This window comes from Endozoicomonas sp. 4G (assembly GCF_023822025.1).
Taxonomy (GTDB): Bacteria; Pseudomonadota; Gammaproteobacteria; order Pseudomonadales; family Endozoicomonadaceae; genus Endozoicomonas_A.
Window position 1 is genome coordinate 1,269,659 of the sequence record NZ_CP082909.1, and the last position, 20,463, is coordinate 1,290,121.

Sequence of the window (20,463 nt, forward strand, 5' to 3'; positions counted from 1 at the left end):
AGCCCACAGCTTTTCTCAGGGGGGAGAACTTATGTTCGGTCTTACATTCAAAAAAACCATAACAACCGCCATTCTGGCAACGTCTGTAATGCTGGCAGGTTGCTCTGAAGATAAGACTGCAAAGACCCAGACAGGCACCGACGAATTAAAGACTTCTGTCGTCAAAGTTGGGATGTCCGGCACCTATTATCCGTTCACTTTTATGGAACAGGGTGAACTGAAAGGATTTGAAGTTGATCTCTGGAATGAGATCAGCCATCGCCTGAACAAAGAGGTGGAGTTTGTGACGGCTCCCTTCTCTGGCCTGTTTGGTATGCTGGAAGCCGGTCAGCTGAACACGATTGCCAACCAGATTACGCTGACTGAAGCCCGTGCTGAGCGATATGCTTTCTCGGAGCCTTATGTTTACGACGGTGCCCAGATAGCAGTCCATGAGGACAATAATAACATCCAGTCCATTGATGACCTGGCAGGCAAGAGAGTCGCGGTGAACCTGGGTTCTAACTTCGAAGCGATCCTGCGTCAGAATGACCCGGAGCAGAAAATCAAGGTGGTGACTTACGACACCGGCATTGAGCAGGATGTGGTGCTGAAACGTTCCGATGCTTTTGTTATGGATCGGGTCAGTGTCATGGCCCTGATTGATAAGTCTGATTTGCCACTGAAGTTAGCCGGTGAACCCATTGAGACCCTGAAAAACGCCATGCCTTTTGTTAATGATGAAGCAGGGCTGGCGTTGAGAGATCAGGTCAACTCTGCTTTGGATGCCATGGCCGAAGACGGAACCCTGGCGACGATTTCAGGCAAATGGTTTGGTGGCGACATTACCGCCAAACCAGCCGGATAATCTCTCCATCCATTACGGGTTAAAAACGGTATTGGCATGATGGATTTTGAATACACCGTCGGGATGCTGCCGACGGTCGCCATGAATCTGGATACGACATTTTATATGACCCTGGCTGGTCTGCTGTTGTCCCTGTCTCTGGGTCTTGTGCTGGCGCTGGTGAAAATTACCCGACCCTTTTATCTCCATTACGTGGCTGACCTGTATATCTCTTTCTTCAGGGGATCACCGCTGCTGGTTCAGCTTTTCCTGTTTTACTATGGCCTGCCACAATTGATACCTGCGCTTGCGGGTATGCCGGCCATAGCGGCTGTCATCATTGGTCTGGGTCTGCATTTTGCGGCCTATATGTCAGAAAGTATGAGGGCGGCCATTATCAGTATTCATTCCGGGCAGATGGAAGCTGCCTTGAGTGTGGGGATGTCCAGGGCCCAGGGGATGAAAAGAATTATTCTGCCCCAGGCAGCGAGGGTGGCTTTTCCCGGATTGATGAACAATGGCATTGATCTGCTCAAGAGTACATCGCTGGCCTTTACCCTGGGGATTGTTGAAATCATGGCCAGGGCTCAGATGGAAGCCGCCAGCAGTTTCCGTTTTTTCGAAAGCTACCTGACTGTGGCGCTGATTTACTGGGTTGTGGTGTTGCTATGCACCTGGTTCCAGAAATGGGCTGAAGCTCGTCTCAATCGTGCCTACGTTTAAGTGGCTGCCGAATCTACGACGCCGGTTTATCTTCTGCGGTCATTCTGAATTTATAATGTTGTTATTCTGACTTCTACTAATATTGGCATTCCTGATTCCATTTCTTTCCTATACTAACCAGAAGTTATCAAGGCGTTTGACCATGGAGAGGTCAGGATGAGTTTAACAACACGCATAGAGTCCCTTATCCCCCGGTTAGCCCATTTCAAGAGTGAAGTGGCACAGCAAGTCAAGGCTTTGCACCCTAAGAAAGTGCTGGTAAAAAACTGGGGCCGTTTTGTTCAGGGCATTAAAATAATGGCTTTCCATGCCAAACGTCTTGCCCACGGTATCTCAGACCGTATCCCCAGAGTTCGCATCACTGCCAGGCGGGTCGTTCAGATCAAGGCTGAAGAAGCGATAATGGGGAACCGCATCAAGGCGAAGAGCAAACAAGGTGTAGCACTGACTTCTGACCAAGCGGAACTTCTCAAAAACCAGGCCGGTTTTGAGGTGAGGTCTCGGGAGGTTGTTGGGTCTGAAGGTAATAAAACCTCTGTTGAATTTCTGGTCAAAGCTAAATCAAGTGCACTGAAAGAAGCAGATAAACAGTTTGAAGCCGATCTTGCCGCTTATGCCAAAGCAAAAGTAGCCCTTGATGCCAAAAAGCTAAAAAGTCCTACCGAAGTAACTCAGGCAGAAATCCAGGAAGTAGGTCGACTGGGCGTTGCCCTGCAAGCCTCAGAGGAGCGTCTGGCTGATCTCAGGCACCTGGCCACAGAACTTAAATATAAAGAAATGGGTGACCAGTTTGATACCGAGGCTGCGCTTCGTGATGCCTTCAGACTCCATGTGAAAACGCTGGCTTTGCAGAAGAGTGACGCCTTGAATCTTGTCCGGGGTGTTACTGAGAATATCGCTAACGTTACTCAGGATCGTCTGGATATTGATTCCCGTATCATGGAAATCAGCAATAAGTACAGAAACAAAGTTTACAAAGATATTATCGCCTTTATTGACAATCCTGATGAACATTCAGAACACAAAACTCTGGTCAGAGCCCAGCGTAACAGACAGATGATCTGGGGTACGGACAAGCTTCAGTTTGCCACAGCACAGGCGGGCCACACCAAGCGTCTGCCAGGTTTGGATTATTACATGTGCGCAGCCAAGGAAAACTGGCCACAGGATACGCCCCTGTACAAAGACCGTCTGGTACTGGAAGCGGTTCGGCTCATGCACAACGACTGGTCACTGTTTGCCCGAGATGTTCAGTCCGAGCTTGATAAAATCAGGGTTGATGTTGATACAGAAAACGGCGTTGGTAGTTTTGATACAGAAAGAATGTGGGAATATCACCACCTGAAAAGTTTCCAGGAAACGCTGGCAAAACTCCGGAAATTTGCCACCGAGGATGCCGAGAGCCAGAGCCGGGTGGTGGACTTCCTCTCCACTTACGGTGAGGAACTGGGCTTGGGTGAACACCCCGGCTATAACCTTGACGAGTTGATGAAAGAAGCCCAGTCCAGGTACGGTGTGAACAGCTTTAAGCGACTGGAAGAGTCGATAGCCAGGACAGAAGAAGGTGTGGAAGCGCATCTGGAATATTCGCCTATTCCTCAATTTGGTCAGGTTGCCACTGCACCTGCGCAGGAGTTCAGCCTGGAGGGGATGGCCAAGAACAATCCGTTTCTTCCGGACATGCAAAAAGCAATGGCTGCTTCACAAGTTAAGGAGCAGAGTGGTCAGGAGTCACCAGCAGCCGTTCCATTACCAAAAAAGCCTGATAATTGGGCAACGTTTGACACAGCGTTTGACACAGCGTTTGATAAGAAACTTGGCGTGACGGATGAAACGGCACCTCTTCTGGATTTGGTTGATGATCCAAGATTTGACACAACGTTTGACAAGAAACCTGGCATGACGGATAAAACGAAACCTCTCCTGGATTTGGATAATAATTCTAGCTATAACACATTCCAGAGACCTGAAAACGGCTCCCGGAACAATGGTGGAGATCCGTACCAGTAGGCTTGTTCGGGCAATAAACGAAAAAACGGCACCTGACTTACAGGTGCCGTTTTTATCTGATATCCACTCTAATAAAAGTCAGAGCTTCAAATAATAGTCTCTCAAAAGCGCCATTGCCTCAGCGGTATAAACAGGATGCTCACTGTATATCGTAATCCGCTCAAGCTCATGCTCACACTCAGAACGCCCCAGAACCAACAGGTGACGGTGGTCTTTATGCGTGTCAGAAGAGCGAACAGCAATGGTCCGTTCCAGCCTCAGGCGAGTGGCCCGGTGGAGTGCTTGCAAAAATAACGGGCTGGATGCAACCGGTAACAGAATCCAGGCTTTACCCTCTTCAGACAACAATCTGTCAATCGTTTCAGCCAGATCCAGAAAACTCAAACTGTCGGTATGACGTGCCAGTGATCGCTTGTCACAAGGGGCTTTAAAGGCATTCTCAAAAAAGGGAGGATTGCTGAGTATGCAGTCATAACGCTTTTCAGGCCTGAACGATTGAATGGGGCAATGATGCAAGGTCAGACGATTCTGCCATGGGCTGGCAGAAAAATTTTCCCGGGCCTGAATCGCCGCCTGATCATCCAGTTCAACCGCATCAATGCGGGCCGTCGATCGCTGGGCGGCCATTAAACTGAGCAGGCCGGTTCCGGCACCCACATCAAGAATGGCCTGACGGTTTTCCACCTCGGCCCTGGCGCCCAGGATACAGGCGTCAGTGGTAATCTTCATGGCCGTCAGACCCTGTTCTACCCGGAACTGCTTGAACTGAAAGTAACTGTTTCTGGCCATTAATGGTTGCTCATGGCTGGAGCCTCTGACGGCTTTTCAGTTGCTGGTTTTCTTTGTTGCAAGATAACCGCCGCCAAAATCATTGCCAGCCCGACATAGGTCGCAGGATGAATGCTTTCATTCAGAACATTGGCGATAAATATCAGTGAAAGAAAAGGACTGAGATAGCTGATATTGCTGATAACCGAGGTGTTTTCTGCCAGCTTCAGGGCTTTGAGCCAGAAAATATAGGCAAACCCCATCTCAACCAGACCTATATAAAAAGCCCCGCTGAGACCTTCCAAAGGAATAGGCCAGACACTGGATTGCCAGAACACAGCCACTGAGATCCAGGGCAACCCGAACAAAAAACACAACAGCAGGCCAACCAGAGAGTCGCCCTTATTTCTGGCATTTAAAATCCAGTACAAAGCCCAGACCAGAGTGCTGGAAAGCATCAGCAGCACACCCGGCAGGCTACTGAAGTTGAGGTTTTGCAATTCTCCCTGAGTACTGATAATCACCACGCCAAGGTAAGCCATTAGACAACAGGTGCCATCTTTTAAACTCAGTGTGTTACCCAGTAACGGCACCGCCAGCAAAGTGAGCGCCAAAGGCCAGCTGTAATTCAGGGCCTGGGCCTGTTGGGCGGGCAACAGGTCATAACCGGCAAACAGGACTACGTGGTAAAGGAAAGGATTAAGAAATCCCAGCAGGATATAAAGGCCAAAGTGCGCTTTAGCCTGTTGTATCAGTTGCGGCCACTTGCCCTGAGCAACAACAAAGCCCCCCAGCAGCAAGGTTGACGCTAACACCGACCAGAAGACCATTTGCCACGGATCAAGATAGTCGAGGGTAAGTTTGAAGGCAGTAGCAACGGTAGACCACATCAGGGCTGTGGTCAGGGCATAAAGACAGGCTTTGGTTTGTGAAGACATAGAGTGTCAAGTCGCAATAGTTGGATACTACAGCCTGGCTCAGGCTCCTGAACGGAGTTTTATATCATGGCAGTCTTTTTTTCGCTATGAAGGTTTAACGAAAGGGTCAGCTCATCCTGTTCATTGTCAGAAAATTATCCAGAACCACTTCCTGCATCCTCAGATAGTGAAAGGCAGTCGTCGTATCATCAACCTCGGAGTTTGCCAGCAGGCTTTCCATAGCCCTGTTGATTCGCTGACGGGAGTCTTTAACAAGCTGAGTGTCATTTTCCGAGAAGACCTTACCGGGCAGTTTGGCACCGATGGCATATTGATAACACTCACTTCTGAAGCTTCTCATTGTATTCTTAAACTGATTCAGAACTTCCTGACTTTCAAACCCCGGTGTGTTCAGCAGCGCCTGGTTGATCTGCCGGTAATGCTCTGGCTGACAACGAAGGACATGGAGGCTGATGGCCTGGTCATCCAGCTCAGGCTTGTTGATAAAGTCGGAGTCTATCCGGATTCCCTTACTGTCTCTTAATATCAGTGTGGGCAGGGGAGAGTGGAGCATCCTGGCTTGTCTTTTGTGCAACGTCTCGATGTCCTCAATTGCTTTCTCCTTAACCGCTTGGGGTGTCTCTCGCCCTCGTTCCGTAACCTGGCTGAGTTCCTGCTCCAGTGCCGCCAGATCGTGATCAAGCCGATCGTGTCTGGTCTTTAAATCGGCTAAATGCTGTTCAAACACCCAATGATGCATCCGGGCTTTAGCAAGGGGAACCGCTGCATGGCTTTGCAGGTTCCCAGAAAGCTGAACCCGATATTGGGTCGCACTTTGCAGGACAGGATGCTGTTCAGCGACAGACTGAGCCATAGGGTTTTGTTGCCGGTCGGGTAACGTTTTGATGCCATGTTGATCATAAAGACGGTCTACTTCTGCCTGCAACGGCTCCTGGTTTGATGACGCCGTTGCGGCTTCGGGAGCAACGCTCACTACCTTGTCGATAAAGGCCTCCAGCTCCACTTTCAGCTGTTCTTTCAAGGCTTCAATGTGACTGAGTTCCGGGTTTTCAACCAGCCCTGGATGCCAATCCCCCTGCTTGTCGCGCCAACCCACCAGTTTTTCCTGAAACTGCCTGATGTCTTTCAGGTTGAAGGCCGAGACCGGATCAATGCCCCTGTGCAAACAGTGCGCTTTGAAACCATCGTGGCCCGGTAAAAATCGTTCAGTCAGTTGCTGCCTCTGGCCCAGGGCCTTGAGCTGAGCCGCCTCTCCCAGGTCCGACAGTACCAGCATATATTCAGTCACCGCCAGTCTGATCAGGCCGGGCAGTGGGCCTGTGTTTTCCATAACGCTTTTGACGGAATCACAAAAGGTTTTTATTTGGTCGTAACCCGGAGTGCCGCCGTTACCCGTCAGGAAATCTCTGAGGGTGGCGGCCTGATCATCAAAACCGGGGATCGAGACCTCCAGCCCGGTTGCTCTTTTAATGGATTGCAGACCCTTGCGCAGTCTTCGGGTTTGCAACCTTTTGGCTTTTTTTATGGAGATTTCTGAATTTTCAGGTAACGGGCTGTTTCCGGGCATCAGGGCTGTCAGGAGTTTTCGGGTTCGTGAAGGCGGTGTCTGGTTTTCTTCAGTCGTATCAACGTAGGGAACACGGGGAGGAAGTTCAACACTCGAGACCTTGTGGGCAGGCAGCGACTGATCGGAAAGCTCTTTAGCCAAAAGGTAGCCTTTATTGGCGGCAGGGCTTTTATGGACAACAGGTTTAGGTTTTTTTTTGGCACGAAGACTTTCATTAGCGACAGGCCGGGTGCCCGCTTCACTGCTGCTCTGCTCCGTCATTTGACGAACGGGATCTTTGACCACTTCCGTCTTTTTGCCCCGGAAGCGCGAAAGCACCCCATCTTTAACGGTTCGGGCTAACCCGGATAAACCCTGATAAACGCTGCTTAAAATTCGCATCTTGCCTTCCCTGGCGAGCCCCTCAGAAGTCAGTCTCAGGCACCGGAATAAAGTTCCACCTTCCGGTTCAGAGCACGACCCTGAGAGGTTTCGTTATGCGTTCTGACGATGCCTCCAACCTCGGCGTCGACCTGGTTCTGATTGACCCCCTGGTCCATCAGATACTGTTTAACGGCCTCGGCCCGGCGTTTGGAGAGTTGCTCATTATAGGTATCGACACCTGTGCTGTCGGTATAACCAAAAGCTCTCAGTTTAATGCGGTGGTCTTCCTTCAGTTTCGTCGCTACCTGATCGAGCTGGGCCTTAGCCTTGCTATCCAGGTCGGCTTTGTCGAACTTGAAGAGAATGCTCCCTAGCTTTTGGGAAGCAGGACAACCGATGGCATCCACCTTAACACCGGCTGGCGTGCCCGCACATTGGTCGACATTATCCGGAACCTTATCCTGATCCGAATCAGGGCATCCCTCGGCGTTAACCGCTACACCGGCAGGCGTGCCAGGACACTGATCCATCTCATCAGGAACGCCGTCTTGATCACTGTCCAGGGCGCTATTGATCACATCATCAAAGTCAGCGTTTGTCTCAGAGGAGCCACTGCACAACAGCCCCCCCAGGAAGGCACCGGCAACGGCACCCCCCGGCACGACACTGGCCCCTTCAACCACCGCGGCAACGATACCGCCGGTACCTCCGCCGATCAGGGCGCACTGCCCCCAACGTTTCATGGCACCGTCGGAGGCGCAGCCCGAAAGCAGCACAACAAAAGCAACCGGCATCAATAGCCTCATGGGACAGGTAACGCACATTACAGGCTCCTCAATAATCAGCCAATGCAGGGAGAGAGTCGTCTTTGCTCAGAACGCATTGCTCAGAACGCATTGCTCAGAAAGCATAGCTGGCCCTGGCAATAAATCCGTGAGTTTTGTAGCTGTCCATCCAGTCATAGCTGTAGCTCAGGTTAAAGGTAAGGTTATTGCTGGTTTCCATATTAGCCGCAGCACCAAACTGGTAACGGCTTTGTTCACGTTCGGCCCCGTGCATCACGAAGGCATTGCCGCCCTGGGCAAAGTGCGCGGTCATGGTCACCGGGTCATCCTTGAAGTCGTGGTAGGCCATCAGGCTGACTTCAGGTTTGATGGACATGCCTGTTGTGGCGATATCGCCTAACAGTTTCAAGCCAGCGCCCAGTTCCATTATTTCGTAAGTGTCGCTTTTAACCCTGTCGTACATCAGGATGGCTGACTGACCAGTGCCGTATTTATCCTGATATTCATCCGGTTTGATGCTGGCGTAGTTGAAAGTCAGTTGAGGAATCCAGCTCCACTCTGCTGACAGCGGCATTTTATAGCCACTCAGAAGGCCGACATCCCAGGAATTGACGTCGTATTTGGCCTTGATCTCATTGTCCGCAACGTAGCGTTGAGCGTCATTTTCACCCCAGGTGTAACCTAAGCGACCATCGACAAACATAGGGCCTTGCTCAGCGCTGAAATAAGCGCTGAGAGTGTGGGCTTCGGCATCAATCGTTTTTTTTGAGCCATCGGTTCCTTTAACATCACTCTTGGAATAGGTGTAGGCGACACCTAACGTCATCATTTCATTCAGATCAGAATCGACACCCAGTGTGAAGCCGTTGGTTTTGGCCTCATAACCGGGGTAAAGATCTTTTTTATCCTGAGTGGCATCGCTGTAGGCATATTGCAACCAGAGTTTACCGGAAGCGACCATATCACTCGCAGCATTACCGTTGCGAAGGCTAGACTGCCGGGCACCAACGGCACTGCTGGCCTGTCTTATTGAAGCGACGGCTGGACTGACCGTCGCGCCAGACAGGTCAGGTGTCATCTGGTCGGCGATGTTGGCAACTTTCACAGGATTGTCATCGTCCTTCTCGCATTTGTTCAGAAGCCAGGTGCTCAGGCGATCACTGTCGCCTGAGCTGAGTAGGGACAATGACTTGCTGCTCTTACGATCGACTGCCGTTTCGATGGCTTTTACTGCTGATTTGTTGGCACCGCCGGACCTGGCAAGGTCACCTATGTAAGTGCCTCTACTGATGCTGGCGACAAATAGCTGTCTGGCAACCCGTTTCGGGTAGATTCGGGTGTAACGGCTCAGTTCAGACATCTTGAGAGTGGGCGTTGCGTTAATGTCGCTGTCTGATTGCATCAAAAGGTATTCGGTCTTGTCACCAAGATCCCGCTTATTATCCAGAAAAACAACGGCTTCAGGGCCGATTTCAACCTTGGTGGCTTTGACGTAGGGCACTTTTGGGTCTCTCTGCTGATCCAGAGGCACTTCCAGCCTACCCTCCTGCTTATAAGTACCTGTTACTTCCAATACAGTGCCAAGGTCGTACGACTCGGTTTCAGCAGGGGGTTTTGCATGCAGAGTGCCGTCTTTCGCAATGTGGAGGGTTGTAGTGTCAATGACTGCCCCAGGTGTAGACTGATTCTTTCCGGCTTTGACGGGAGTGACCGACACTGTCTGGTCTGAAGTCAGGATCAGTGTTCCGGTAACGCTCACAGTTCCCATGGTTTCAATCCGCTGACCACCGAATTCAGTTTTCTGACCACTGAAGGCCAGGGAATCAAGCCTGATAATGTCGCCCGCCACAGTACCATCCTGAACGTCCAGAGTGTCACCTTTACCCAGTTGGCTCTGGATACTGCCAATGATGCCGCCCTTCTGAATAATGTTGATAGGTGGGCGTTTAGCGGCGGCAGGGTCATCAAACTTGATCTCCCCTATTATGCCGCTGGTGTTCAACGTAACTTTTTCGTGAGGCTCAGTTTTCTGAGCGAATTTAAGAGGCAGTGTTAAAGGACCGACATCAGAATTGACACCACGGGTAGTCATCACCCTGGCTTTGCCGCTGTCAGTAACTTCAACGTTCACGGGATCCTGTACCGCAGCGGTTATCCAGCCTGCGCCGGTGATCTCGACATTCGGTATTCCGCTAACAGGGTCAGCGATCTTACCACCGATGAGCGTCAGCTTATCGCCAAGTTCTGATCGGCCTTTTATGGAGTTGGTAGTGCCCGCTTTTTGAATATAATGCAGCGGAGGTCTGTCAGCACTCGAAAAGTCCAGGCTCTCCAGCGTTCCGTGGTTTTCGACCAGGAACTCTTTATGGGTGTAGTTCTCAAATGTCAGAGCAAGCGTTTTGGGTTCCGGTGTAGTAGTGCCAATGCCAGCGCCAGTGCTGATACTTTTGGCACCCCCACCAGACTCTATTTTGATGGCAGCGGGGTTTTCTAATGACCCGGCCACTGACCAGTCCTTGGAACTGTGCACATAGATACGTCCAAGCCCCTGCACATCACCCAGTTGAGCGACACCATGCAGGTGCAGATTCTCTACCTTTCCTTGTTCTTGAGTCCTTATATTCAGACTCTCGGCGCTATCTGCTGTTGTAGCAAACTTTAAAGAAGTGCCAGCGCCAGAGGGCTCAATCAAGGATTCTGGTTGGTCGCTCGCAAGCAAGTTATTGATCAGGCTGGATGTACCCAATGTGGTTGCATCTGAAATCCAGCCACTCACACTCCAACCTGTTTCGGAAATACTAATACCGGGAAAGCCTGAAATATCACCCTTTATGGATACCGGTGTATGCTCATTTTCGGGAGCAATAGCGAGGGTGTTGTTTTTGTCACGACTGCCACTGCCCTTGATGTCGCCTTTAAAGGACCCTCCATACAAAAGCAGAGGGCTGACTGCTGTTGCCGGAGTTATTTCAATCGCAGGCGAGCCCTGAACATCACCGGATTGAATACTAATGCCGTTTGAAAATTCACCCTCAAACGACAAGCCAGTACCAGCACCTTTTACGGTTCCCACATTTTCCAACTTACCTCCTCCTGAGACTTTGATGCCAGTGGTGCCATCGCTGGTATTAATCGTGCCAAGGTTGTTTAGCGTACCTTTGTTTGTATCTGTACTCAGGCCAACACCACCAGGGCTAGTAACATTGATGGTGCCGCTGTTCAACGCCTTTGCATCACCCTGAACATTGGGGGAGAGTTTGGAACCAAAAGATTGCATTCCGTACGATGGGTTTTGTGTTTCGTCGTTTACGTTAATAGTGCCTTCGTTTGTACCGGTACCTGCAGTGCTCTTGATCATATAAATCTCAGGAGGCTCACCACTGGATAAGTTACTCGTGATAGTACCGCCTTGTTCGATGATTAATTCCTCCCCTTGCAAATTTATGGACTTCAGACCTTCTTCTTTTGTTTTCACAATGACTTTCTGATCGCTTGGGACGGCTGCTGTTTCATCTTTCCCCACAACTTTGGTTGTGTCAGGGGGTCGGCCTTCGAGGTCAAGGGCACTACCCTTACCTTTTTTCAGACCTGCAAAGCCTGTCTCGTCCGGGGGAAGGTATTTATTGGAGGTATCTTGGGCAGGGATCTTATTCTGCTTTGTTACATTACACTCCTCTAGTTCTAGAATGGTTACGCCCTTAATGGGTTGCGATTGCCCGGTATTGGAGGTTTTGCCACTATCTTGTCCCAAAGCCCATCCGGAAATCACAAAAGCAATGGCAAAAGCTAAAACACTCTTTGAGCAAAAAACGACAGCATTACGATGACTCATCGATACACCTGCAAAAGTCATTAGAGCGCGAACCGGAGGCTCATTCCGCCGATCAGGGCGCACTGCCCCCAGCGTTTCATGGAACCGCCGGAGGCATAGCCCGAAAGCAGCACAACAACCAAAAGCCTCACGGGACAGGTAGCGCGCATTACAGGCTCCTCAATCGTCAGCCAATGCAGGGAGAGAGTCGTCTTTGCTCAGAACGCATAGCTGGCCCTGGCAATAAAGCCGTGAGCCTTGTAGCTGTCCATCCAGTCATAGCTGTAGCTCAGGTTAAAGGTTAGGTTATTGCTGGTCTCCATATTAACCGCAGCACCGAACTGGTAACGGCTTTGCTCACGTTTGGCCCCGTGCACCACAAATGAACTGCCGCCCTGGGCAAAGTGCGCAGTCATGGTCACCGGGTCATCCTTGAAGTCGTGGTAGGCCATCAGGCTGACTTCGGGTTTGACGGACATACCTGATGAGTCGATATCGCCCAACAGTTTTAAACCAGCGCCCAGTTCCATTATTTCGTAAGTGTCGTTTTTCACGCTGTCAAACCGTACGATATCTGACTGAACGCTAACGCCATCCTCCTTATAGTCGTCTGTTTTGATGCTGGCATAGTTGAAGGCCAGCTGAGGAATCCAGCTCCACTCGCCTGATAAAGCCATTTTATAGCCAGCCAGGAAATCGACATCCCAGGAGTTGAGGTCATACTTGGCCTTCATTTCATTGCCCAGAACGTAGCGTTTAGCGTCATTTTCACCCCAGGTGTAACCTAAACGACCATCGACAAACATAGGGCCTTGCTCAGCGCTGAAATAAGCGCTGAGAGTGTGGGCTTCGGCATCAATCGTTTTTTTTGAGCCATCGGTTCCTTTAACATCACTCTTTGAATAGGTGTAGGCGACACCTAACGTCATCATCTCATTCAGATCAGAATCGACACCCAGTGTGAAGCCGTTGGTTTTGGCCTCATAACCGAAGTAGCCGTTCTTTTTATCCTGAGTGGCATCGCTGTAGGCGTACTGCAACCAGAGATTACCGGAAGAGACCATATCACCCGTAGCAATACCGGTGCGAAGCCCGGACTGGCGGGCACCCACGGCACTAACAGCCTGCCTGATTGAAGCGATGGCCGAACCGACCGTGGCGCCAGACAGGTCAGGTGTCATCTGGTCGGCGATTTTGGCAATTTTGACAGGATTGTCATGGTCTTTCTTGAGTTCGTTTAGAACCCAGGTGTTCAGGGGGTCACTGTCACCGTCGCCTGAGTCGAGCAGGGACAATGCACTGCTTCTCTTACGATTGACTGCGGTTTCGATGGCTTTTATTGCCGATTTGTTAGCACCACCGGATCTGGCAAGGTCACCTACGTAGGTGCCTTTACCAATGCTGGCAACAAACAGTTGTCTGGCAGTCAGTTTGGGATAGATTCGGGTGTAACGGCTGAGTGATGTAGTCGTTTCGAGGGTGGGTCTTGCATTAATATCGCTGTCGGTTGATTGCATCAAAAGATACTCAGTGCCCGCAACGATATCCGTTTTATTATCCAGTAAAACAACGGCGTCAGGGCCGATGTTAACGAAGTTGGCTTTGACGTAAGGCGCTTTTGGATCGCTCTGCTTATCCAGGGTCAATTCCAGTCTGCCATCCTGCCTGTAAACGCCTTCTACTGCCAGCACCGTGTTATGCCTTGTTGCAGTCAGCGTACCGCCTTTGGCAACATGAAGGTTGGTAATGTAAGTGACTGAACTGGGAGTTGATTGAAGCTTTTTGATGGTTGTGACAGAGACGGTCTGGTTTGAAGTCAGGGTCAGTTTGCCGGTGACGTTTACTGTCCCCATGGTTTCTATCCGTTGACCACCGAATTGAGTGTCCTCACCACTGAAGGTCATGGAGTCCAGCCCGGTCATATTACCTTTCACAATACCTGCCTGAACATCCAGAGTGTCGCCTTTGCCCGGCAGGCTCTGGATGCTGCCAATGATACCGCCCTTCTGAATAATATTGATGGGTGGGCGTTTGGCGGCGGCGGGGTCATCCAACTTGATCTGCCCTACCTCGCCACTGGTGTTCAGCGTAACTTTCTTGTAAGGCACCGCCTTCTGAGCGAATTTAAGAGGCAGTGTCAAAGGACCGACATTAGCATTGACACCTTTGGTAGTAATCAGGCTGGCAGCAGCGTTTTCAGTCACTTCGACGGTGAATGGGTTCTCTATCGCCGCATTGGTCTCCCAGTTTTTGCCTACGAGCCAGATGTTATCTATGCCACTGATACGCTCTGTGACCCTGCCACCGCCGAGAAACAGACTATCGCCGTGGCCTGTTTGACCTTTAATGGTTCCAGTGACCCCATCGGTCTGGTTTAAAGAGAGTTTTGGACGTTTAGGGTTTGGTCTTGAGAGGTCGATATTGTCGATTGTGCCACCTTCATTATTGATACCGAAGGTCTGACGACCGGGGGGTTGCACTATTGGCGCTGTGAAGTTCAATAACAGCTCATCATTAGCCAAAGTTTCGACCGTGTCATCAGTGATATTGTGAATGACGCCCCCTTTGACAGCAGTCAGGCTGGTAGGGTTCTTCATTGTCAGGGATTTCCATTCATCTCCCTTAACAATCAGGTTGTCAACACCATCTAGCTCACCAACATCGCCCTTAACCATTACAAGAGTGTCGTTTATGCGAGGTCGGCCTTTTATAAATTCAGTACTTCCATCTGCCTGAATAAACCGTAGTGGAGGTCTTGAGTCAACAGCCGAAAAGTCCAGTCCCCCGACTGTTCCATGGTTATCCACGGTGAAGAATTGTCCAAGCAAAGCGGGTCGATTGAACGACAATGATAGTTGATCTTTACCAGTTACGACGGGCGTGCCTTCCGTGACTTTGGCAATGACACCACCTTGTTCAATGGTTAGTTTTTCGAGGTTAACCATGTTCAGGTGACCCCATTCCGATCCTCTGACAACCAGGTTGTCAAAGCCTTCCGACCCCTCAATGGTACCTGAATCCATAATAAGAGTGTCGTTCATGCCGGGTCGGCCTTTTAAATGGCCTGTATCACCAGCGGATTGAACAAATTGCAGTGAAGGCCGATCGCTGTCACTGGAAAAGTCCAGCCCGCCCAGTGTTCCCCAGTTATCTACTTTAAAGTAGTCCTCGTTGGCGTAGTTACCGTTAAAAGCTAAAGCCAACGTTTTAAGTTTAGGTTCGGAGTTGGTGCTGATGTTGTCGACCTTCGCACCAGACCTTATCTCTATGGATTTTGGGTTTTCTACTTGCCCGGTCACTGACCAGTCGTCAGCACTGTCCAGCAAGATATCTCTGGCTCCCTGGAGGTAGGTGACCTGAGCCTTGCCCTGCAACCATATATCCGCTTGTTGATAAGCATTACTGACGATGCTGACCGGATTGTTGCTGGTGTTTATTCTCAGGGTGTCTTTTTGAGAGGTGGTTACCTCATGCTCTTTATTGTCTGAGACATGGATCTGATGAATGGGTTTTTCCAGTGACACTTGTCGTGTGCCGGTGGCCCAGTCCTGAAAACCCCATTCGTTGCCTGTCACCGTTATTGTACGAACATTCTCAACCGCGCCCGCCACCATACCGGCATTCAGTATGAGTTCATCATCCCGATCATCGTTACCCTTGATTGTTGTTACTGCACCTCCTTTCATAAAGAGTCTTAGAGGAGGTCGGTAGCCTCCGGAAGTGAGATCAATCTCCTTGATGGTACTCTCAGGTAAACTATTTACGGTAAGGTTACGACCCAGCAAATCTTCTGATTCATTGAACGACAGATAAAGTGATCTGGCGTTGTCTGAAGTTCTTTGATTAGAACCTTCGGGTCGTTGAGTCGAGAGCGTCTCAATATGGCCTTTCGAACCTGCAGTAATGGTAAACAAATCGGTCAAAGGATAAGCAAGTGAGAAAGACCAGGGGTTAGTGCCAGAATCGTGCTGAACAATCAAGTTGTTAACGCCATCAAGTTTATTAACCTTGCCTGAAACCATGACAAGAGTGTCGTCCATGTGACGCTGACCTTTTATATGGTCAGTAACAGAATCCGGCTGCTGACTTGCCTGAATAAACCGCAGCGGAGGCCTCTGTGCATTACTCGAAAAGTCCAGAGTCCCCACTTGGCCATGGTTATCCAGTGTAAAGAACTGCCCGGGCGGAGTGGGTTGATTGAACGATAATAGCAATTGCCCTTGCCCTTTCTCTGTTATAACGGGATTGCGATTAGAGATATTGGTAACGATACCGTCTTTATCAATGGTAAGCCTGCTAGGGTTAACCATTGTCATGGAGTCCCAACTTGCCCCCTTAATGTCCAGATTGTCGAAGCCAGATTGTTCCTTAACACTGCCTTTCTTCATTACAAGAGTGTCGCCCATGCCAGGTAGGCCTATTACACGCCCGGCATTTATATCACTTGATTGAATGAACTCTAGTGGCGGTCTTTGCTGTGATCCTGAAAAGTCCAGATTGTTCAGTGTTCCTTTGTTCTCAACTCTAAAGGTGGATTTTTCTTTGAAACCTGTCCCACTAAACGACAGATTCAAAGTTTTATTGTCATCGCTGGAGCCGTCGGCAATGATATCTTTAACTAACGCACCTTCATTTATGGCTATAGATTCGGGGTTGTTTACTTGCCCTGCTACTGACCACAGGTTAGAACTATCAATTGTGATACCTCTGGCATTTTCAAGCTTTGCGATCTTGGCTGCGTCTCTCAAAAGTAGATCTGTCGGTTGATTAACACTACTGGTGATGGTTAATGGCTTGTCACTGAGTATGCTCAGGCTTCGTGCTGGCATTCTTTCACCATCTTTTTCCTTGCTTGAAACAACGACCTTATCAATACTTTTCTCCAGAACCACTTCTTCTGTACCTGCGATCTGATTTGGAAGGTTCCAGAGTTCTGTGCTTGTTACTTTAATGGTGTGGATATTACTAACCACTCCTGACACGGTACCATTGTCCAGTACAAGCACATCATCTTTATCAGAACGACCCTTGATATCTCCTGTTACCTGACCTCCTAGCAAAAAGTTCAGGTTGGGACGATTTGTGTCACCTGAAAAGTCCAGGTTGTTCAGTGTTCCATCGTTCTCCACTGTTAAGGTGTCGACTTTGTTGCTGTCGTTAAATGCCAGAGCCAGATTTTCTGGAGTTTGAATTACGTAGCTGTTACTTACGCCTATATTGCCGACCTCTCCAGAGTTTATGTATATATAACTGGGGTTGGTTACCGGCTTCTCAACAGTCCAATTGTTACCCGTTACAGCGATGGTATGAATGTCATCAACCGCCCCTTTCACCACAGCAGAAGATTTCAGTTCAAGTACATCCTGTTTATCAGAGCGACCCTTGATACCTCCGGTTACTTCTCCCCCCTGTAAAAATTTCAGGTTGGGACGGTCACTAACATCTGAAAAGTTCAGGCTGTCTAATGTTCCATGGTTATCTACTGTAACGAAGCTGTCGTCGGTGTACTTACCGTCAAATGCCAGACTTAAATTGCCGGAGCCGGAACTGGGGCTAGAGTCGGTACTGATATTGCTGACCTGCGCAGTATTGTCTATGTGTATGGTATTGGGGTTGAGCACTTTCCCAGCGACTGACCAAGAGCTGGTAGTGTCGCTCTTTACCTTGATTGTATGGATATTATTAACACCTGTTTTTACTGTGCCCGTTTTCAGTATGAGCTCATCAGCTAAATCAGAACGGCCTCTGAGTGTTCCTACTTCACCACCTTCAAGAAAGAGCTGTAGAGCAGGGCGAAAGTCTTTGGAAGATAGGTCAACTGTCTTTATAGTGGTCCCAGACGAACTGTGTATAGCAAGGCTGCGATCAGCCAAGTTTGATTGACTGAACGACAGATGGAGTGATTCAGAGCTGTTTGAAAGACTTCCAGTAGAGATCCTCTCAATATTGCCTTTCTGATCTGTATTAATAGACGATGCATCTATAACCTGGCCATTAGCGGTCCAGCCTGTTCCAGAAACCTCAATGGTGGGAAATCCGGATATATCACCTGTTATAGACACTGGCTTGTCTTCACTTTCGGGGCTAATGTCAAGAACGTCGTTCCTGCCTCCATTACCTACGATGTCGCCGGTAATTGTTCCTCCATATATATACAGTGGATACTTACCGTTTGGCAGCATTTTAATTGCAGTTGAACCCTTAATTTCATCTCCGTGTCGAATGCTAAGTTGGTTGCTATTTGAATAGTCACCTTGGAAAACCAATCCGGTGCCGGTACCTTTCACAGTACCTATGTGGACTAAACTACCCTTGTTTAAGACTTGGATACCAGTGGTGCCATCACTGGTGTTAATTGTGCCAGAGTTGTTCAGCGTACCTTTGTCTGTATCCGTACTCATGCCAACACCACCACGGCCAGTAACATTGATGGTGCCATTGTTGGTAGCTGTAAAATCGAACCCTGACGGACGAACAGTACTTTTTACATTCATACCACAATTGCTTTCTCCGCTAACTTTGATGATGCCTTTTTCGCTATTCAAAATCTTTGCACCATCCTGAACATTGGGGCCAAGTCTGTAATCAGTACATTGCATTCCGTACGATGGGTTTTGTGTTCCGCCGTTTAAATTAATAGTGCCTTTGTTTGTAGCGGTACCGCTGAGAACTTCCAAACCGACTCCTTCATTGCTTAGGATGTTAATGGTTCCTTCCGCCTCATTAGTAACAGAACCGGTTTTGTGAAGACTTGCAAAGGCTGCGGGTAAGTTTAGTCTCTTTACCCCCTGAATATCGATTGTGCCAAGATTGCTGGCTTTGTCGTCCTTTTCCATCAGTCTGACGATTACTTCAGCAGCGTAAACACCCTTAGCATACTTTGCACTTCTAAGCACGCCTCTGTTGAATACTTTATTAGCGGTACCTGCAGTGCTCTTGATCATATAGATCTCAGGACGCTGACCATCGGATATGTTACTCGTGATAGTACCGCCTTGTTCGATGGTTAATTCCCCCCCTTGCAAATCTATGAACTCCAGTACTCCTTCTTTTTTTTGTACAACGACTTCCTGACCGCTTCCGACGGTTGCTCTTTCACCTTGCTTCACAACTTTGGTCACCTCAGGGGGCCAGCCATCAGGGTGAACTTTGCTATCTTTACCTTCTTTCAGGCCTGCGAAACTTGTCTTAACCGGGGTAGAAGGTGGATCGAAGGAGCCAGAGGCAACGAACTCACTTTTTGGGGCGGAGTAATCTTTCTGGGCAGCTCTGGGCGGCTGCCCATCACGTTCAAACCGGTTAGCCTTATTTTTCTCCAAGCCAGCAGAGCCTGCCTCATCCGGGGAAAGGTATTTATTGGATGCATCTTGGGCAAGAATCTTATTCTGCGTTATTACATCATCATCCTCTAGAGTGGTTACGCCCTTAACGGGCTGCGATTGCCCGGCATCGAAGGTTTCTAAAATGGTTACGCCCTTAACGGGTTGCGATTGCCCGGCATTGAACGTTTTGCCACTATCCTGCCCCAAAGCCCATCCAGAAATCACAGAAGCAATGGCAAAAGCTAAAACACTTTTTGAGTAAAAAACGACAGCATTACGATGACTCATTGATACACCTTCAAAAGTCATTGGAGCGCGAGCCGGAGGCTCATTGTGCTAGAAAAGCGGCAGACAGGTTGGAAAAGGCTACCGCTGAAGGCCTGATTCAGCGTCTAAAAAGTGATCAGAGCTGGTCTGCGTGAAGTCTAGGTAGACAAAGGCAGGTTTTGAAATACTCTTTAATTTTTAAAAAATAAGTTTTTAGCCTAAAAAGCGACACAGTTGGTGTATTTTCAGGCTGGTATGCCATTTCCATGAATCGGTGTCGTTTATTCTGAGCTTGTCGGAGGGTCATTGGCACGGTTTTTATTGTTGTGTCGGAGTCCGCATCCTTCGACCGTGCATCCTGAGCGGAGTCGAAGGGCGCTCAGGATGAACGGGGGGTTGGTGAACCGACCGGTGCGGATCCTCATGCAGGTGTGGCGTGGGGTAGGTGATTATCAACTTCGTCTGGTCAGTTTGGCCGCCAAAGATAATAGATCTCAATAAAGGTATGTGCTAATGACAGGGCCAAAGGCATGGGAACAAGGTTTTGCGATACCCTCAGAACGCAGGAACGAGTTGATATCCAGCAAGATAGATATAAAAAACTGGTCTAAGCTTTACCGCTTACTATGTTGTCAATTACTTTTTTGTATATACAATCCGATATGAGCAACGAACCCAAAAAGCCCGACTTCATTAGTCAGGAAGACTGGGATTCAGTGGATGTTCCCGAATGGACGGAAGAAGACTGGGCAAATGCCCGTCCAGCTGCAGAAGTTCTCCCCGAAATTGTTGAGGAGTACCGCCGAACCCGTGGACAGCAGAAAGAACCGACCAAGGAACAGGTCTCTATCCGCCTTAGTCCTGAGGTACTGGATTATTTTCGTGGTCAGGGTAAAGGCTGGCAAACACAGATTGATAATATTTTAAAAGCGCACATTGCAGGACACTGAATTGTCGCCGCAGTAAAAGAAAAAAGACACCCTTATATTTACATATTTACCAATTCCCGCGTAAAGCATCGCCCAATCGGGCGGTGATACAAGCGGTCAGTCCGCAGGACTGATAATAAACATCAAGGTTTAC

10 protein-coding genes are annotated in these 20,463 nt (G+C 49.2%); 4 read left to right on the forward strand and 6 right to left on the reverse strand.

Translation table 11 applies throughout. The features are described 5' to 3' along the window. Window positions 1-31 precede the first annotated feature (31 nt). The 3 genes from K7B67_RS04705 to K7B67_RS04715 all read left to right on the forward strand — a co-directional run bounded on the left by K7B67_RS04705 (window position 32) and on the right by K7B67_RS04715 (window position 3,559). Window positions 32-847, forward strand: coding sequence for an amino acid ABC transporter substrate-binding protein (locus tag K7B67_RS04705; protein ID WP_252179214.1), 816 nt, complete (start codon window positions 32-34; stop codon window positions 845-847). Window positions 848-883: 36 nt separating this feature from the next. Further along, the gene (locus tag K7B67_RS04710; protein ID WP_252179215.1) at window positions 884-1,549 is read left to right on the forward strand and encodes an amino acid ABC transporter permease; all 666 of its coding nucleotides are present in this window, start codon (window positions 884-886) and stop codon (window positions 1,547-1,549) included. 156 nt (window positions 1,550-1,705) lie between these two features. Further along, entirely contained in the window at window positions 1,706-3,559 is a 1,854-nt protein-coding gene (locus K7B67_RS04715; RefSeq protein WP_252179216.1) for a hypothetical protein, read from the forward strand. 78 nt (window positions 3,560-3,637) lie between these two features. Here K7B67_RS04715 and K7B67_RS04720 read toward each other — a convergent pair whose 3' ends face one another. The 6 genes from K7B67_RS04720 to K7B67_RS04745 all read right to left on the reverse strand — a co-directional run bounded on the left by K7B67_RS04720 (window position 3,638) and on the right by K7B67_RS04745 (window position 19,401). After that, window positions 3,638-4,348 (reverse strand): methyltransferase, encoded by a 711-nt coding sequence (locus K7B67_RS04720; RefSeq protein WP_252179217.1) that lies wholly within the window; start codon window positions 4,346-4,348, stop codon window positions 3,638-3,640. Continuing rightward, window positions 4,348-5,265 (reverse strand): DMT family transporter, encoded by a 918-nt coding sequence (locus K7B67_RS04725; RefSeq protein WP_252179218.1) that lies wholly within the window; start codon window positions 5,263-5,265, stop codon window positions 4,348-4,350. Before K7B67_RS04725 ends, K7B67_RS04720 begins: the two co-directional genes overlap by 1 nt. 106 nt (window positions 5,266-5,371) lie before the next feature. Then, the gene (locus K7B67_RS04730) at window positions 5,372-7,213 is read right to left on the reverse strand and encodes a hypothetical protein (protein ID WP_252179219.1); all 1,842 of its coding nucleotides are present in this window, start codon (window positions 7,211-7,213) and stop codon (window positions 5,372-5,374) included. A gap of 35 nt (window positions 7,214-7,248) precedes the next feature. Next, window positions 7,249-8,019 (reverse strand): OmpA family protein, encoded by a 771-nt coding sequence (locus K7B67_RS04735; RefSeq protein WP_252179220.1) that lies wholly within the window; start codon window positions 8,017-8,019, stop codon window positions 7,249-7,251. A gap of 76 nt (window positions 8,020-8,095) precedes the next feature. Then, complete coding sequence (locus K7B67_RS04740; protein WP_252179221.1) at window positions 8,096-11,812, reverse strand: autotransporter outer membrane beta-barrel domain-containing protein; 3,717 nt, start codon at window positions 11,810-11,812, stop codon at window positions 8,096-8,098. A gap of 197 nt (window positions 11,813-12,009) precedes the next feature. Continuing rightward, the gene (locus tag K7B67_RS04745) at window positions 12,010-19,401 is read right to left on the reverse strand and encodes an autotransporter domain-containing protein (RefSeq protein WP_252179222.1); all 7,392 of its coding nucleotides are present in this window, start codon (window positions 19,399-19,401) and stop codon (window positions 12,010-12,012) included. A 641-nt stretch (window positions 19,402-20,042) separates the two neighbouring features. On the opposite strand from K7B67_RS04745, the gene K7B67_RS04750 reads away from it, so the two are divergent. Then, window positions 20,043-20,330, forward strand: a complete 288-nt coding sequence (locus K7B67_RS04750) for a BrnA antitoxin family protein (protein WP_252179223.1) — start codon at window positions 20,043-20,045, stop codon at window positions 20,328-20,330. Window positions 20,331-20,463: the final 133 nt, after the last annotated feature.

What these genes read in the sequence shown, in the direction of transcription:
- K7B67_RS04705 (WP_252179214.1), top strand. Translation starts at nt 32, where the DNA reads ATGTTCGGTCTTACATTCAAAAAAACCATAACAACCGCCATTCTGGCA.
- K7B67_RS04710 (WP_252179215.1), top strand. Translation starts at nt 884, where the DNA reads ATGATGGATTTTGAATACACCGTCGGGATGCTGCCGACGGTCGCCATG.
- K7B67_RS04715 (WP_252179216.1), top strand. Translation starts at nt 1,706, where the DNA reads ATGAGTTTAACAACACGCATAGAGTCCCTTATCCCCCGGTTAGCCCAT.
- K7B67_RS04720 (WP_252179217.1), bottom strand. Translation starts at nt 4,348, where the DNA reads ATGGCCAGAAACAGTTACTTTCAGTTCAAGCAGTTCCGGGTAGAACAG.
- K7B67_RS04725 (WP_252179218.1), bottom strand. Translation starts at nt 5,265, where the DNA reads ATGTCTTCACAAACCAAAGCCTGTCTTTATGCCCTGACCACAGCCCTG.
- K7B67_RS04730 (WP_252179219.1), bottom strand. Translation starts at nt 7,213, where the DNA reads ATGCGAATTTTAAGCAGCGTTTATCAGGGTTTATCCGGGTTAGCCCGA.
- K7B67_RS04735 (WP_252179220.1), bottom strand. Translation starts at nt 8,019, where the DNA reads ATGTGCGTTACCTGTCCCATGAGGCTATTGATGCCGGTTGCTTTTGTT.
- K7B67_RS04740 (WP_252179221.1), bottom strand. Translation starts at nt 11,812, where the DNA reads ATGAGTCATCGTAATGCTGTCGTTTTTTGCTCAAAGAGTGTTTTAGCT.
- K7B67_RS04745 (WP_252179222.1), bottom strand. Translation starts at nt 19,401, where the DNA reads ATGAGTCATCGTAATGCTGTCGTTTTTTACTCAAAAAGTGTTTTAGCT.
- K7B67_RS04750 (WP_252179223.1), top strand. Translation starts at nt 20,043, where the DNA reads ATGAGCAACGAACCCAAAAAGCCCGACTTCATTAGTCAGGAAGACTGG.